Consider the following 14,464-nt stretch of genomic DNA (forward strand, 5'->3'; position numbering starts at 1 on the left):
AAGCCGTTGAATGCTTGGGTGTTGGGGTTGATCAGCATATCAGTGAGTATGCAGTTGCAGGCGGGCGTGACCGAATTTGGCGCCGGTCTGGATCAATCCGTCTGGCGCCTGACCTCTGATACCCAGGTGGAGTGCAGGCTGGAGCATCCTATTCCCCGCTGGGGAACCGGGGCCTTTGTCAGCCGGGCCGGGCGCAAGATCAATCTGGATTTCGAGCTCAAGGGGCAGCGACCCCAGGCGCGTACCCAGACAGTGAGCCTCGGGATCATGCCCCCCAGCTGGCGTCCCGGGGTGGCCGGGCGACAGATCAGCCAGTTGCAGTTCTATCAGCAGTTTGACGGCCTGGTGGCGGGGCAGACCGCCTGGACCATGCTGGACGAGCTGGAAGGAGGGCGTATGCCGACTTTCCAGTATCGCGACTGGTATCGTCAGGACAGGCCGGTGCGGGTATCGCTCTCGTCGGTCAATTTCAGGGTCAAGTACCAGGCGTTCATGGACTGCCTGAGTGGCTTGCTGCCCTACAGCTTCAACGACATCGCCTTCAGCGTGCTCTCCTATGACAAGAACAGCGATCAGTTGTCACCGGCCTCCAAGCGGCGGCTGGCGATGATCGGTGATTATGTGAAGGCAGACAAGAGCATCGATGTGGTGGTGATCGACGCCTACAGCGACAGCTATGGCGGCCGCTGGCCAAACCAGAAGCTCTCCGAGAAGCGGGCGGATGCCATCAAGCAGGTGTTTGTGGATCTCGGCATCGAGGAGGGCAAGATCTCGGTGGAAGGGCACGGTGAGAAACAGCACGTGGCCTCCAACGAAACGGAAGCTGGCCGAGCCAAGAACCGCCGGGTGGTGATCAACATGGGACGCAACGGCACTATCTGATCCCGTTGAGTCATCGAGAGGGGCTGCATTTTCGCTGTAGTCAGGAATAAAAAATGCCAGTCGGCGAACCGACTGGCATTTTTTTCGCGGGTATCCGGGATTACTTGGCCAGGGATTCCGGCAGGTTTTCGCGGATCTTGCCGAGCATCTCTTTCAGCACGCGGGGGTTGGCCACCACGATATTGCCGGAGTTTTCGTAGTTGTGACCACCGACGAAGTCGGTGACGATGGCGCCGGCTTCTTTGGCCAGCAGCTCACCGGCGGCTGTGTCCCAGGGTTTCAGGCCGATTTCCCAGAAACCGTCGACGCGGCCAGCGGCCACATAGGCGAGATCCAGCGCGGCGGAGCCAGCACGACGAATATCGGCACACTCGATGAACATGCTCTGGAACATCTTCAGGTAGGGTTCGATGTGGTGCTTCTGCTTGAACGGGAACCCGGTGGCCAGGATGGTGCCGGAGAGCTCTTTGGCCTTGCCGACACGGATGCGGTAGCCGTTCAGCTGGGCGCCGCTGCCGCGGGTGGCAGTGAACAGCTCGTCACGGATGGGATCGTAGACAACGGCTTGTTCGGTCTTGCCCTTGACGCGCAGAGCGATGGAAACGGCAAAATGCGGAATGCCTTTGACCAGGTTGGTCGTGCCATCCAGTGGGTCGATGATCCATTGGTAGTCCGGATTGGTACCGGCAATCTCGCCAGACTCTTCAGCAACGATGCTGTGTTCCGGGTAAGATTTTTTGATGGTGTGAATGATGGCCGCTTCGGCGTCACGGTCAACGTTGGTCACGAAGTCATTGCTGCCTTTTTGGATAACCTCGATGTTCTCGGGTTGAGAAAAGGCTTTTACTACTACTTGACCGGCGTTGCGCGCAGCGCGCACGGCGATATTCAGCATCGGATGCATAGGTTCACCACTGGATGTTAAAGAACGGGGGATAAAAGGACGCAACATCTTACCAAGATATTCGGAAATTGCAACTGCTATGCCCTCATTCGGTCAGGGGGGGGACTGACAGATCTGACGGCTCCAATAAAGACCTGTAATCAACTAGTCTTATCGCGACAGCCGGATAACAGGCTGTGGTGAGCATAGGGATATGAGCCATGAATCTGTCATTAGTCAGTCAGAAACCGTCGTCGCCGACGACTCTGGGTGTGTTGGCCGCACTGCGTGCCGCCAGCGAAGAGAGCGATTATGTCACCGAGGTCCGGGTGGCACAGCCCCAGCAGTGGCAACCGTCGAAGGACGAAGCGGCGATCCTGCTGCTGGAAGAAGAGGGCGCTGCCTGGCCTGTTCCGCTCTGGCCAGCAGGAGGCAGTGCACTGGGATTGCCGGTGCTTCCCCTGTTGGTGCATCGACAGTATGAACATCCTCCACAGGGGCCGGATGTCCGGGATCCGCATTTTTATTTTGTCTCCAACGGCATTCTGCTGGATGAGGCCGAACTGGCGGATCCTGCCTGCAGCCTGGTGCTTCAAAGCAAGTTTGAATCCTATTTCCCGCTGCTTTCCCGTCTTATCTTGCTGCGCCAGCGCCAACCAGGGGTACTGAGCAGCTAATCATCTCCCCCTCGATGCGGGCTGTTCAAGCGGCACAATATTTGTCATAACTGACCGACATTGTGCCGCTTTGCTATGGCCTGCGCAGCGGCTCACTGTGTGTTCGTCGACGGAGGTGACATGAAGGTTTATGAGCTGAGGCGAGCCCCCAATGCCCGTCGGGTCAGAATGTTTCTGGCGGAGAAGGGGATCGAGATGGAATATCAACAGGTCGATCTGGGGGCGGGGGAAAACCTGGCGCCCGCCTTTTTGACCAAGAACCCGGCCGGGCGCATTCCTGTGCTGGAACTCGATGACGGAACCTGTCTGAGTGAAACCCTGGCCATCTGCCGCTATTTTGAAGAGCTTCACCCCGAACCGAACCTGTTTGGCTGCACCGCGCTGGAGCGCGCCACCATAGAGATGTGGAGTCGCTTCATCGAGTTCAACCTCTGGTTGCCGACCGGTATGGCGTTTCGTCATATCACCGGTTTTTACAAAGACCGGGAGCGGGTCTTCCCCGAATGGGGGGAGGAGTGCAAGCAACAGGCTCAGATCTGGTTTGACAAGCTCGATGCCCGTCTTGCCGAGGTGCCCTATATTGCGGGGGAACGCTTCACCATCGCCGACATTCTTGCCTTCTGTACCATTGATTTTGGCAAGGTGGTTGGCCTGCGTATCACCCCCGAACAGCCCCATTTGCAGGACTGGCATGACCGGGTAAGTGCCCGGTCCAGCGCCCAGGCCTGATCCTTTCCCCTGAACGTTCAAGGAGTCCAAGATGATAGAGTTGTACACTGCCGCCACGCCCAACGGGTTCAAGGTGTCGATCGCCCTCGAAGAGCTGGGGCTGCCCTACAAGGTCATTCCCCTTGATTTCGCGACCATGGAGCAGAAGAAGCCCGAGTTCCTGGCCATCAACCCCAATGGCCGCATCCCGGCCATCGTCGATCGGGACAATGGTGACTTCGCGGTGTTCGAGTCCGGCGCCATCCTTATCTATCTGGCGGAAAAAACCGGCAAGTTGCTGCCGCAGGATCCCAAGCGTCGCTCCCAGGCCATCCAGTGGCTGATGTTCCAGATGGGGGGCGTCGGTCCCATGATGGGGCAGGCCAACGTCTTCTATCGCTATTTCCCCGAGAAGATCCCGGCCGCCATCGAGCGTTACCAGAAGGAGGGGCGACGCCTGTTCGAGGTGCTCGACGGTCATCTGGCACACCATGAGTATCTGGCGGACGAGTACAGCATCGCCGACATCGCTACCTGGCCCTGGGTGCGCATCCACGACTGGAGTGGTATCTCCATTGATGGGTTGGTGCATTTGCAGGCCTGGATGGCACGCATGGAGGCCAGGCCCGCCTGCCAGAAGGGCATCACCATTCCACCGCGCAATGAGAGCCCCGAGGATCAGGTCAAGCGGGCGCAGCAGATGGTGACTCGCTGACGCCATCATGATGGCCCTGACGGGCCATCTTTTTTATTCCCCTTTGACTCCCCGTTGTTTGACGATCTGCATCGCAGTCGCTTTTTGTCTTTCAAATAAGCCATTTATCAAAAATCAAAAGTCATTCTTCCTGATTAATTGTTATGTTATAACGCCATCTATTTGGTTGATGAACATGAAGCTTGGATGGAAAGGATGACAAAAAAATGCACCGCAGCCGGGTGGTTCGCCCTGGCTCTGATGGCAGGAACGACTGCAGCCGACGGCAAACCGCTTGCCATGGTGGGGCCTTGGGAGATCCACAGTGTCGACCCCGCCAGCAACGGGGTCTTCTTTACTCGCATGCAGGTGGCGGAGACCCTGGTGGATGTCGATGGGAAAGGCAATCTGCAACCCGGGCTTGCCAGTGAGTGGTCGCGTAGCGATGACGGTCTGCAATGGCGATTCACGTTGCGCCCCGGGGCCCGTTTTCACGATGGCAGCGAGGTGAGCGCCGAGCAGGCCGCTTTTGCCCTGCAACAGGCCTGGCGCAAGCCCGGCGTGATGACCAGCGCTCCCATTGCGTCCATCGAGGCTGGAGATGGCGTCTTGAAGGTCACCCTGAGCGAACCCTTCGCCTCCCTGCCGGCCGTGCTGGCCCACCCCAGCACCCAGATCCTGGCGAAGGCCGCCTACGATGCCAAGGGGGAGGTAACCCAGGTGATAGGCTCTGGCCCCTACCGCATCACCCGCCTGCAACAACCCCAGCGGATAGAGACTGTGCGTTTCGACGGCTGGCAGGGGGCAAGGCCCGCAATCGAGGAGGTCAGCTACCTGACGGTGGGGCGTGCAGAGAGCCGCACCCTGATGGCTGAGAGCGGTCAGGCCGACATCGCCTGGGGGCTGGATCCGGTCAGCATCCGCCGCTTGCAGCAGGCATCACGGGTCTCCATCGCCTCGGTCACCCTGCCACGGACCATCCAGCTCAAGCTCAATGGCGCCGATCCCCGTCTGAGCGATCCGGTGGTGCGCCGTGCCCTGAGTCTCGCCATCGATCGTCGTGGTATGGCAGCCGCCTTGCTGCGGGATCCCGAGATGGCGGCAACCCAGCTCTTTCCCCCCACTCTGGGGGAGTGGCACCAGCTCGGGTTGACGCCGCTTGCCTATGACGTCAAGGCGGCCCGGGCGGCCTTCGCGGCGGCAGGCTGGCAGCCGGGAGAGGACGGTGTGCTGCGCAAGGGGGAAGAGCGCTTCGCCCTGACCTTGCGTACCTTCCCTGACCGTCCGGAGCTGCCGCTCCTCGCCACGGCACTGCAGGCGCAGTGGAAGGCGGTGGGGGTGGATCTCAAGGTGGCGGTGGGCAACTCGAGCGAGATCCCGGCGGGCCATCAGGACGGCTCCCTCCAGCTTGGTCTCTACGCCCGCAATTATGCCCTGGTACCGGATCCCCTGGTCACTTTGCTGGGGGACTTGGCCCCTGCCGGTGCGGACTGGGGGGTGATGAACTGGCACTCCCCGGCCATGACGCAAACGCTGACCCGCCTTGCCACGCAAGCCTTGTCGCCCACAGACGCCGCTGCGGCTCGCCGGGAGATAGCCACGACACTGCAACAGGAGTTGCCGCTCCTGCCCATCGCCTGGTACCGCCAGAGCGCGGCGGTCAGTCGGGGGCTGGAGGGGTTTGAACTCGATCCCCAGGAGCGCAGCTATGGCCTGGACAAGTTGACATGGAGCGCACGATGACAGCGACACCCTTGTCTCGCGTCATGGGGATACTGGGTCAGCGTCTGGTGCAGGCGCTGGTGGTTGCCCTGCTGGTGGCCGGACTCTGTTTTCTGATGGTGCAGTCCCTGCCCGGAGACATCGCCTTTCGCATCGCGGCGGGTCGTTATGGCTATGACTATGTCACCGCCGAGGCGGCCAACGCGGTGCGCAGCGAGCTGGGGCTGGCCGGCTCGGCCCTTGCCCGTTTTGGTGACTGGCTATGGGCCTTGCTGCAAGGGGATCTCGGCAGCTCCCTGGTGACGGGCGCACCGGTCGCCGCCGACGTGGGTCATCACCTGGGCGCCACCCTGACGCTCGCGAGCGCCTCCGTGGTGCTGGCGCTGGTGGTGGCGCTGCCGCTTGGCAGCCTGAGTGCGCTGCGCCCGGGGGGATGGTGTGATCGCCTGACCCTGGGCTGGAGCGTGCTGATGCGTGCGTTGCCCCCCTTCTTGCTCGGCCTGGTGCTCATGGTGATGCTCTCGGTGGAGCTGGGCTGGGTCAGTGCGGCAGGGCACGGGGAGGGGAGCAACCTGCTGCTGCCCGCCCTGACCCTGGGATTGGGGCTCTCCGGCGTGCTCTCCCGGGTGGTGCGTGAAAGCGTGCTCACCGTGGTGCAGTCCGGTTATTACCGATTTGCCCTCACCAAGGGGCTTTCGCCGGCCCGGGTTTTCTGGCGCCACGGTCTGCGCAACACCGGGGTCAGCATCATCGCCTACACCAGCGTGCAGCTGGTGCTGCTCATCGAGGGGGTCGTGGTGGTCGAGAGCCTGTTTGCCTGGCCCGGGATCGGCCATGCGCTGGTGCACGCCATCTTCTGGCGCGACATCCCCATGGTTCAGGGGACAGTGCTGGTGCTGGCGGTGCTCTTCGTGTTGCTCAATACCCTCACCGATCTGCTTTGTCTTGCCATTGACCCCCGTGGTCCCAAGGAGTCCTGATCATGTCGTTGTCTGTCAAAACGGGGCTGGGCCTGCTCCTGCTGGTGGTGCTGTTTGCCCTGCTGGGTCCCGTGCTCTGGCCCGATCCGGCGGCTCAGGATCTGGCACAGTTTCTGGCTGATCCCTCCTGGCAGGAGCCCCTCGGGCGGGATCAGATGGGGCGCAGCCTGATGGCGCGCCTCGCGGCGGCGACCCGGCTCTCCCTGCTGCTGGGACTGCTGTGCGTCATCACGGCGGCGCTGTTGGGGTCATTGCTGGGCTGGCTCTCGGCCTGGCGCGGCGGCTGGGTCGACGGTCTGCTGCGCAGCCTGGCCGACGGCGTGCTGGCCCTGCCAGGCCTGTTGCTGGTGCTGCTCTTCTCCGCCATGGCCCAGGGGGGCTTTGCCATCCTCTATCTCGGCTTGGCCATGGCCCAGTGGGTGGAGTATTACCGGGTAGTGCGTGCCCGCAGCCGGGGGCTGCTCGCCTCGCCCCAGGTGGAGGCGTCCCGTCTGCTGGGATTCGGCCATGCCCATGTGGTGCGGCGCCATCTCTGGCCCGAGCTCGCCCCCCAGTTGCTCACCATGATGGCCTTCGGCCTAGCGGGTGCCATTCTAACCCTCTCTACCCTGGGCTTTGTCGGAGTGGGCATTCAGCCGCCCACGCCGGAGTTGGGGCTGATGATGACGGAGGCGCTGCCCCACTATCAGGAGGCTCCCCGTCTGTTACTGGCCCCCATTCTTGTCATGGGGCTGATGTTGCTGGCTCTGGTGCTGCTTCATCAGACGCGCGGCCTTGACATGCCATCTTCACAAGGAGCCACCTCATGACGGCCATTCATATCAAGGGGTTGCAGGTCGATGATGGCCCCAAAACCCTGTTGCAGGCGCTGGATTTCACCATTCATCCCGGCACCGCCCTGACTCTGATCGGGGAGAGCGGCTCGGGCAAATCCCTGTTGGCTCATGCCCTGATGGGGACGTTGCCAGCCCCCCTGACAGGCCGGGGCGAGATGGTGTCGGGTGGCCGCCATCACAACCTGGCCGAGACGCCTCGCCTGCGCACTCTCTGGGGGCGGGAGCTGGCGATGCTGCCCCAGGAGCCGGTGCTGGCGCTGGATCCCACCATGGGGTTGCTTGCCCAGGTGGAGGAGGGGTGGCTGCCAGGCGGCAAGGAGGCCCGATCGCGGGCCCGCGCCGCCCTCGAGCGGCTTGGACTGGCCGGGCGGGAGGGCGCCTTTGTGCACCAGCTCTCGGGAGGCATGGCCCAGCGTGCGGCCTTTGCCGCCGCCACCCTGGGGGAGGCCCGTCTGCTGGTGGCCGACGAGCCCACCAAGGGGCTCGACAGCCGGGCCGCAGCCAGGCTGGGTGCCTTGTTGCTGGGCTACCTGGCCCGTGGGCGCCATCTGCTGACGATCACCCATGATCTCTCCCTGGCTCGCGCATTGGGGGGCTGGGTGCTGGTGGTCAAGGGAGGAGAGATCGTGGAGCAGGGGCCCGCCGAGCGTGTGCTGCACACGCCATCCCATGCCTATACCCGGGCCCTGCTGGCGGCGGAGCCCTCCGCCTGGCCCGAGGCGGCTGTCCCTCCCACCGGTGACTGGCTCATCCGCGGGAAGGGGCTTGCCATGGGATATGGGGATCAACCCCTGTTCACGGGGCTCGACCTTGCCCTGGCGCAAGGGGAGCGAATGGCCATCATAGCGCCGAGCGGCGCGGGCAAGAGCACCCTCGGCAACGTGCTGCTAGGTCTGCAACGCCCCCTGCAAGGGGAGGTGCTGCGCCGGGAAGGGATAGCCCCCTGCCGCTGGCAGAAGCTCTATCAGGATCCGGTGCAGGCCTTTGCAAGCCAAGTGCGCCTCGCCACCCAGTTCGATGATGTGCTGCGTCTGCACAGGCTGCCTCGCCATCGGCTTGTCGACTATCTGGCCCGGTTGGGGCTGGATGAACGGCTGTTGACGCGCCTGCCAAACCAGGTCTCGGGAGGGGAGCTGCAGCGGCTGTCGCTTATCCGGGCCCTGCTGCTGCGCCCCGTGCTGCTGTTCGCCGATGAGCCCACGTCCCGGCTCGATCCCCTGAGCCAGCAACAGACCATCGCCTGTCTGCTGGAGGAACTGGAAGAGATAGGCTGCGCCTTGCTGCTAGTGACCCATGACGAGGGGCTGGCCGGCAAGGTTGCTCCTCGTTGTCTGAGACTCGGGGAGGCAGGTACCCCCATGTTCGAAGGCGCGTCGGCCGAGGTGAGAAGAGTGGGGTAAAGAGGGGACAGGATGAACCCTTCCCCCATGATGAGATGACAGTGACGGGGCCTTGGGCCCCGTCGCATTAGAAAAACTTGGGTAAGCAGATTATAAAGTTTTGTTCGTTTTTTGTGATATGAATCACTAAGATTGTCGCAAGCCAGAGAGCGTCCTGCTGCTGGCGGGTGCGGGTCCTCCGCCTTGTTCCTCTTCAACGACCTTTGTCAGACACCTCCTGCAGATCCCTGCCCGGAGGGTGGCGGCTTTTTGATTTTTTTCGGACGAGATATGTATCGGCACAGCTTCTATCCCCTGTTTTTCCTGACCATCCTGATGGTCGCCGTGGGTCAGATGACCCAGACCCTCTATGTGCCCTCCATTCCCATGATGGCGGGGGACTTCCATGTGGCCTCCGGCCAGCTGCAGGCGGTGATGGCCTGCTACCTCATTCCCTACGGCCTCTCCCAGTTCGTTTATGGCCCCTTGTCGGATCGCATCGGTCGTCGCCCTGTGCTCATCATCGGCATGATGATCTTCCTGGTCGGCACCCTCACCATCCAGCTGATCCCGAGCTTCACCGCCTTGCTGGCGGGCAGCCTGATCCAGGGGCTGGGCACCGGGGCAGGGGGCGCCATGAGCCGGACCGTCATGCGCGACCGTTACAGTGGCGCCGAGCTCAACCGTGCCAACAGCCTGGTGAGCATGGGGGTCATCTTCTCCCCTCTGCTGGCACCTGTGCTGGGCGGCTGGCTCACCGAGCTGTTCAACTGGCGTGCCGGCTACTGGTTCCTGTTCGGTTTTGGTGCCCTGACCACCCTGGCGCTGCTGGCCTGGTTTGGCGAGACGCTGCCAGCATCCGCCCGCCAGCATTCGCTGCGGGTGGGCGCCGCCTATCGTCATGTGCTCGGCAACCCGCGCTTTCAGGGCAACCTGCTCTGTCTTATGGCCACCTTTGCCGGCCTCGCGGTGTTCGAGGCGGCGGCCGGGGTGTTGCTGGGGGACGTGCTCAAGCTGAGTGCCCGCACCGTCAGCGTGCTGTTCGTGCTGCCGCTGCCCGGTTATCTGTTCGGCGCCTGGCTTTCCGCCAGACTGAGTTTTCGCCTGAGCCAGGGCAAGCTGATGCGCCTTGGCATCGCCTTCCTGGCCCTGGGGTCGCTCATCATCCTGGTACCCGGGCTGCTCGGCATGGTGAGCGCTGCCTCCCTCGTGGGCGGGGCTGCGGTCTACTTCATTGGCAGCGGCATTCTCTATCCGACCGCCACCTCCTGTGCCATCGAGCCCTTCCCGGGTCAGGCGGGCACCGCGGGAGCCGTGCTCGGGGGCATGCAGAATCTGGGGGCTGGCGTGGTAACCCTGCTGGCCGCCAGCTTCCCGATGACGGGGCAGGTGACCCTGGGGGCCATCATGACGGTGATGGTGCTGATCGTGGCCTTGAGCTTTGTGTGGCTGCGCCACCACGGCGCGCCCCACGAGCAGATGGCCGTCTGACACGGCCAAGAGCCCGCTCCGTTGGCGGGTCTTTTACTGCCTCCTGCCGGGTGGCGAGACGCCGCAGGGGAGTGGAAGGGGGGTTGCCGCGCAGGCAAAGAAAAAGCCCGTCGTGATGACGGGCTTTTTTGGGTAGGTACCCCGGAGATGCCGTTGCCGGTTTGGGCCCTTGAACCGTCGGTTCAAGGCGGAGATCTAATCTGGCCGCAGGCTTCTCGGTCGGGCCGAGCATGCTCAATAGCCAGAAGGCAGACCCCCTGTTTGGTATGAATATCGGCTCGGGGACTTGAACCGGCTGACAAACACTCCAGGGAATTTCAAAACTCGGTGCGATTAGGGCTGTTGCGCCTCTTCGCTGGATTCACCGTATTGTCCGTGCTCGATCAAGGCGGCTTCGATGGTGCGTTGCAGCATCTTGATCCGCTTGTCCATGGTCTCAGAGTATTGGTGGTTTTTCTCTTTTTCAAGGCAGAGCTCATGACAGAAATTGAGCGCTGCCATGACGGCCAGCTGTTCGTTGCTGGAGACCTTGGAACGTTGACGAAGCTCAATGAGCTTGTCGGTCAGCTGGTCGGCGGCCTGGCGCAGGGCATCTTGTTGTCCCAGGGGACAGGACACCTTGTAGGGACGTCCCAGAATGACGATTTCTACGGCCTCTATGCTCATGCCTTCCTCAATACGGCGGGGCTGATTTCCGCCTTTATCCACGTGGACAACTGGGCGGGACTATATAGCGCAGATGCAGAAGTTTCAAGGCCTTGCTGGCTCTGGCAGGGGGAGAATGCTAGGATCTCGGCCATAAATTCTGCATATTTGCCTGAACTTTGAGCGGATCCTAGATGAGCAAAACAAACCCCCTGAAATACGCCGCCGTGGCGGACCTGATGGCACAGCACGACCTCATGGCGACGGCCGTCGAGGCCCATGGGGTGATCTGCGGCCTGGTGTGCGGTGGCGTGGCCCTGGACGACAAAAGCTGGCAGCCCCATTTCAATGATCTGATTAACGACGGTTTCGGTCTGCCGGCACCGGTGCGCCAGGTGATGACCGACCTCTATCACGAGGTGATCGAGAGTCTGATGGCACAAAAGGGCGTCGAGCTGCTGCTGCCAAGCGACGAGGCGCCGCTCGATGAGCGCATCGACTCGCTGGTGGACTGGTCCCAGGCCTTCCTGGCCGGCTTTGGCGTGGTGCAACAGGAGCTCTCCAAGGCATCCGAAGAGCTGCAGGAGATGATTCAGGACATCGCCAGCATCACCCAGGTCTCTGCCGAGTTCGATCAGGAAGATGAAGAGAACGAAGCCTCCTTCCTGGTGCTCTACGAACACGTGCGCCTCGGGGTCATGATGGCGTTCGAGGAGTTTGGCAAGCGCCCGGCCGCACCGAGCACGCCGCCGACCCTGCACTGATCTGCCCGCCCACCGGGTCAATGAAAGAGCGCATCACGGCGCTCTTTCTGTTTTACAAGGGGTGAGAGCAGGGGAGGTACTCTGCTAACCCATGGCGCCAAAGCGGTTTTTTGCCCGTGGCTTCGCATCCCGTCCGCCACCTTTGTGGTAGGATTGGCCCACGTTTTTTCGCCTATGCCCTCTTCTCATGTCTCAATCTGATCTGGTTCACGTCGACGTGGCTATCGTCGGCGGTGGTATGAGCGGTGCCGTGCTGGCCCTCTCCCTTGCCGCCCTGAAAGGACAGGATGGCGCCCCCCTGCAGATCCTGCTGCTGGAGGCGAGTGCGCCCGAGCTCAATGCTCATCCCGGTTTCGATGCCCGTGCCATCGCGCTTTCCGCCGGTACCTGCGAGGCGCTGGCCCGTCACGGCCTCTGGCCGCACCTGGCGCCCCACTGCTCCCCCATCACCCATATCCATGTGTCGGATCGGGGCCACTGCGGCCAGACCCGGCTGTCGGCGGCAGAGTATGGCCTGCCCGCCCTCGGTCAGGTGATCGAGCTGTCGGCGGCGGGCATCGTGCTGCAAGAGGCGATCGCCGCCAGCCCGCAGATCCGTATGTTGTGCCCGGCCAGGCTTGAGGCCATCGACCCCGACGAGGGGGGAGTGACGCTTGCCCTGGAGGGGGGCGCGCGCTACCGCACCCGGCTGCTGGTGGCGGCCGACGGGGGCCACTCCTTCGTGCGCCAGCATTTCAAGATGCCGGTCAGTCGCCACGATTATGGCCAGAGCGCCATCATCGCCACCGTCAAGACCGCCGAGGATCCCGCTGGGCGGGCCTTCGAGCGCTTCACCGATGGAGGGCCGCTGGCCCTGCTGCCCATGCAGGACGGCCTCTCTTCTCTGGTGTGGAGCGTGCCGCGGGACGAGGCACAGGGGCTGCTTGCACTGGATGACGCCGCCTTTCTCGCCCGTCTGCAGCAGGTTTTTGGCTGGCGCCTCGGGCGCATCGAGCGTACCGGCGTGCGCCACCTCTATCCGCTGGTGCTGACGGTGGCCGACTACCCGCTGGCCCAGCGCACCGTGCTGGTGGGTAACGCCGCCCACCTGCTGCACCCCATCGCCGGTCAGGGGTTCAACCTCGGCATGCGGGATCTGGACGTGCTGACCCGGACCCTGGCCCGTGCGCTCGCGGCGGGTGAAGACATCGGCGGCTTTGAGGTGCTAAGCGGCTACTGGCAGCAGCGGCGGGACGATCAGGCCCAGACCGTCTGGCTCACGTCCTCCCTGGCCCAGCTCTTCTCAAACCATCACGCTCCCCTGGTGGTGGGCCGCAATCTGGCGCTCTCCCTGATGGGCAGAGTGCCCTGGCTCAAGGCACCGCTCGCCTCCCGCACCCTGGGATTCGTGGACGAGGTGTGCGGCCAATAAGCGCTGTCGCCCCGGCGGCAAAGACGATTTCGAGCAAGAGGCACGCCTGTGGGCGTCGCCTCGCAGATCCTGGCGACTCGCCCGGAAAGGACACAAGAGAATGCAGATGCAAGATGTGGATGTGGTGATCGTGGGGGGGGGCATGGTGGGCCTGGGGCTCGCTGCCGCCCTCAAGAACCGGGCGATCAAGGTGGCCATCGTGGAAGGCCGGCTGCCCGATGCAACGCTCGGTGAGACGCCGGACAACAGGGTCAGTGCCCTGAGCCTCGCGAGTCAGCACATCCTGCAAGGGGTCGGCGCCTGGGACGGCATAGTGGCGCGCCGCCTGCAGCCCTACGAGAAGATGCAGGTGTGGGAGCAGGACAGTTTCGGCCACATCGATTTCGATGCTGCCAGCCTGCGTCAGGGGGCCCTTGGCCACATCGTCGAGAACCGGGTGATCCAGCTTGCGCTGCTGGACGCCATCGCGGGGGCCAGCAATATCCAGATGCTGACCCCGGCCCGGGCCACCAGCCTGCAGTGCGGGCCAGCGGGGGCCCTGCTGCTGCTGGAAGATGGCCAGGCCCTCTCGGCCAAGCTGGTGGTGGCCGCCGATGGCGCCCACTCCTGGGTGCGCCGTCAGGCCGATATCCCGCTCACCAGCTGGGATTACGGTCATCACGCCCTGGTGGCGACGGTGCGTTGTGCCGAGCCCCATGAGGCGGTGGCGCGCCAGATCTTCACCCCCGAGGGGCCGCTCGCCTTCCTGCCCCTGTGGCAACCGGATCTCTGCTCCATCGTCTGGTCGGTGCCCGCCAAACGGGCCGAGGCGCTCTGTCAGTGCGATGAAGAGCAGTTCAACCGCCAGCTCACTACCGCGTTCGACGGCCGGCTGGGTCTGTGCAAGGTGGAAGGGGTGCGCAGCGCCATCCCGCTCACCGCCCGCTATGCCCGCGACTTTGCCCGCGAGCGGCTGGTGCTGGTGGGGGATGCGGCCCACACCATCCACCCGCTGGCGGGGCAGGGGGTGAATCTGGGCTTGCTGGATGCCGCCGCTCTGGCGGAGCAGATCCTCATTCATCACGGCAAGGGCGCGGACATCGGCCTGCTCGCCAACCTGCGGGGCTACGAGCGCTGGCGCAAGAGCGAGGCGGCGCGCATGCTGGCGGCCATGGAGGGGCTCAAGCGACTGTTTGCGGGCAGCAACCCCCTCAAGAAGCTGGTGCGCGGGGTGGGGCTTCGCGCCGTCGACGGTCTTGGCCCCCTCAAGCAGGGCATGATCCGGGCCGCCATGGGGCTGGATGGGGAGCTGCCCACCCTGGCCAAGGGTGAAAAAATCTAATCTTACCCCGGGGTTTTAACAAAAAAACTAATCTGACAGGGCGAGATGACCCTTTGGGGGGTCAGCCTTTA

General features: G+C 63.2%; 14 protein-coding genes and 1 other RNA gene. 12 read left to right on the forward strand and 3 right to left on the reverse strand.

Going from position 1 to position 14,464, the window contains the following annotated elements; all coding sequences use genetic code 11:
* Nucleotides 1-6: 6 nt before the first annotated feature.
* Nucleotides 7-882, forward strand: a complete 876-nt coding sequence (locus ACB037_RS13815) for an OmpA family protein (protein ID WP_039038755.1) — start codon at nt 7-9, stop codon at nt 880-882.
* A 100-nt stretch (nt 883-982) separates the two neighbouring features.
* Here ACB037_RS13815 and suhB read toward each other — a convergent pair whose 3' ends face one another.
* Nucleotides 983-1,786, reverse strand: a complete 804-nt coding sequence (suhB, locus tag ACB037_RS13820; protein ID WP_039038754.1) for an inositol-1-monophosphatase — start codon at nt 1,784-1,786, stop codon at nt 983-985.
* 200 nt (nt 1,787-1,986) lie between these two features.
* Between suhB and ACB037_RS13825 the strand changes: the two genes are divergently transcribed.
* From ACB037_RS13825 to emrD, 8 genes are all read left to right on the forward strand, one after another.
* Nucleotides 1,987-2,442 (forward strand): hypothetical protein, encoded by a 456-nt coding sequence (locus ACB037_RS13825; protein ID WP_048207895.1) that lies wholly within the window; start codon nt 1,987-1,989, stop codon nt 2,440-2,442.
* A gap of 120 nt (nt 2,443-2,562) precedes the next feature.
* Nucleotides 2,563-3,171, forward strand: a complete 609-nt coding sequence (locus ACB037_RS13830; protein WP_316287030.1) for a glutathione S-transferase family protein — start codon at nt 2,563-2,565, stop codon at nt 3,169-3,171.
* Between the two features lie 31 nt (nt 3,172-3,202).
* On the forward strand, nt 3,203-3,865 hold the full coding sequence (locus ACB037_RS13835) for a glutathione S-transferase family protein (protein WP_113977567.1): 663 nt from the start codon (nt 3,203-3,205) through the stop codon (nt 3,863-3,865).
* A gap of 195 nt (nt 3,866-4,060) precedes the next feature.
* Nucleotides 4,061-5,587 carry an ABC transporter substrate-binding protein gene (locus ACB037_RS13840; RefSeq protein WP_103242977.1) on the forward strand — a complete coding sequence of 509 codons (1,527 nt, stop codon included), beginning with the start codon at nt 4,061-4,063 and terminating at the stop codon, nt 5,585-5,587.
* Nucleotides 5,584-6,546, forward strand: coding sequence for an ABC transporter permease (locus tag ACB037_RS13845; protein WP_029314710.1), 963 nt, complete (start codon nt 5,584-5,586; stop codon nt 6,544-6,546). The genes ACB037_RS13840 and ACB037_RS13845 overlap by 4 nt, the downstream gene beginning before the upstream one ends.
* A gap of 2 nt (nt 6,547-6,548) precedes the next feature.
* Entirely contained in the window at nt 6,549-7,355 is an 807-nt protein-coding gene (locus ACB037_RS13850) for an ABC transporter permease (RefSeq protein WP_010675089.1), read from the forward strand.
* A complete protein-coding gene (locus ACB037_RS13855) occupies nt 7,352-8,782 on the forward strand; it encodes an ABC transporter ATP-binding protein (protein ID WP_371175453.1) in 1,431 nt (476 codons plus the stop codon). The genes ACB037_RS13850 and ACB037_RS13855 overlap by 4 nt, the downstream gene beginning before the upstream one ends.
* Nucleotides 8,783-9,052: 270 nt before the next feature.
* Entirely contained in the window at nt 9,053-10,252 is a 1,200-nt protein-coding gene (gene emrD / locus ACB037_RS13860) for a multidrug efflux MFS transporter EmrD (protein ID WP_039038746.1), read from the forward strand.
* 134 nt (nt 10,253-10,386) lie between these two features.
* Here emrD and ssrS read toward each other — a convergent pair.
* A non-coding RNA gene (gene ssrS / locus ACB037_RS13865) (6S RNA) lies at nt 10,387-10,569 on the reverse strand.
* Between the two features lie 16 nt (nt 10,570-10,585).
* Nucleotides 10,586-10,918 (reverse strand): cell division protein ZapA, encoded by a 333-nt coding sequence (gene zapA / locus ACB037_RS13870; RefSeq protein ID WP_010675086.1) that lies wholly within the window; start codon nt 10,916-10,918, stop codon nt 10,586-10,588.
* Between the two features lie 173 nt (nt 10,919-11,091).
* Between zapA and ACB037_RS13875 the strand changes: the two genes are divergently transcribed.
* The 3 genes from ACB037_RS13875 (at nt 11,092) to ACB037_RS13885 (ending at nt 14,393) form a co-directional block, all read left to right on the forward strand.
* The gene (locus ACB037_RS13875) at nt 11,092-11,661 is read left to right on the forward strand and encodes a UPF0149 family protein (protein ID WP_042864005.1); all 570 of its coding nucleotides are present in this window, start codon (nt 11,092-11,094) and stop codon (nt 11,659-11,661) included.
* Between the two features lie 187 nt (nt 11,662-11,848).
* Entirely contained in the window at nt 11,849-13,072 is a 1,224-nt protein-coding gene (gene ubiH / locus ACB037_RS13880; protein WP_371175454.1) for a 2-octaprenyl-6-methoxyphenyl hydroxylase, read from the forward strand.
* Between the two features lie 100 nt (nt 13,073-13,172).
* Nucleotides 13,173-14,393, forward strand: coding sequence for an FAD-dependent 2-octaprenylphenol hydroxylase (locus ACB037_RS13885; RefSeq protein WP_371175455.1), 1,221 nt, complete (start codon nt 13,173-13,175; stop codon nt 14,391-14,393).
* Nucleotides 14,394-14,464: the final 71 nt, after the last annotated feature.

Source organism: Aeromonas sp. S19(2024) (assembly GCF_041402625.1).
GTDB lineage: Bacteria > Pseudomonadota > Gammaproteobacteria > Enterobacterales > Aeromonadaceae > Aeromonas > Aeromonas caviae.

What these genes read in the sequence shown, in the direction of transcription:
- suhB (WP_039038754.1), bottom strand. Translation starts at nt 1,786, where the DNA reads ATGCATCCGATGCTGAATATCGCCGTGCGCGCTGCGCGCAACGCCGGT.
- ACB037_RS13825 (WP_048207895.1), top strand. Translation starts at nt 1,987, where the DNA reads ATGAATCTGTCATTAGTCAGTCAGAAACCGTCGTCGCCGACGACTCTG.
- ACB037_RS13830 (WP_316287030.1), top strand. Translation starts at nt 2,563, where the DNA reads ATGAAGGTTTATGAGCTGAGGCGAGCCCCCAATGCCCGTCGGGTCAGA.
- ACB037_RS13835 (WP_113977567.1), top strand. Translation starts at nt 3,203, where the DNA reads ATGATAGAGTTGTACACTGCCGCCACGCCCAACGGGTTCAAGGTGTCG.
- ACB037_RS13840 (WP_103242977.1), top strand. Translation starts at nt 4,061, where the DNA reads ATGACAAAAAAATGCACCGCAGCCGGGTGGTTCGCCCTGGCTCTGATG.
- ACB037_RS13845 (WP_029314710.1), top strand. Translation starts at nt 5,584, where the DNA reads ATGACAGCGACACCCTTGTCTCGCGTCATGGGGATACTGGGTCAGCGT.
- ACB037_RS13850 (WP_010675089.1), top strand. Translation starts at nt 6,549, where the DNA reads ATGTCGTTGTCTGTCAAAACGGGGCTGGGCCTGCTCCTGCTGGTGGTG.
- ACB037_RS13855 (WP_371175453.1), top strand. Translation starts at nt 7,352, where the DNA reads ATGACGGCCATTCATATCAAGGGGTTGCAGGTCGATGATGGCCCCAAA.
- emrD (WP_039038746.1), top strand. Translation starts at nt 9,053, where the DNA reads ATGTATCGGCACAGCTTCTATCCCCTGTTTTTCCTGACCATCCTGATG.
- zapA (WP_010675086.1), bottom strand. Translation starts at nt 10,918, where the DNA reads ATGAGCATAGAGGCCGTAGAAATCGTCATTCTGGGACGTCCCTACAAG.
- ACB037_RS13875 (WP_042864005.1), top strand. Translation starts at nt 11,092, where the DNA reads ATGAGCAAAACAAACCCCCTGAAATACGCCGCCGTGGCGGACCTGATG.
- ubiH (WP_371175454.1), top strand. Translation starts at nt 11,849, where the DNA reads ATGTCTCAATCTGATCTGGTTCACGTCGACGTGGCTATCGTCGGCGGT.
- ACB037_RS13885 (WP_371175455.1), top strand. Translation starts at nt 13,173, where the DNA reads ATGCAGATGCAAGATGTGGATGTGGTGATCGTGGGGGGGGGCATGGTG.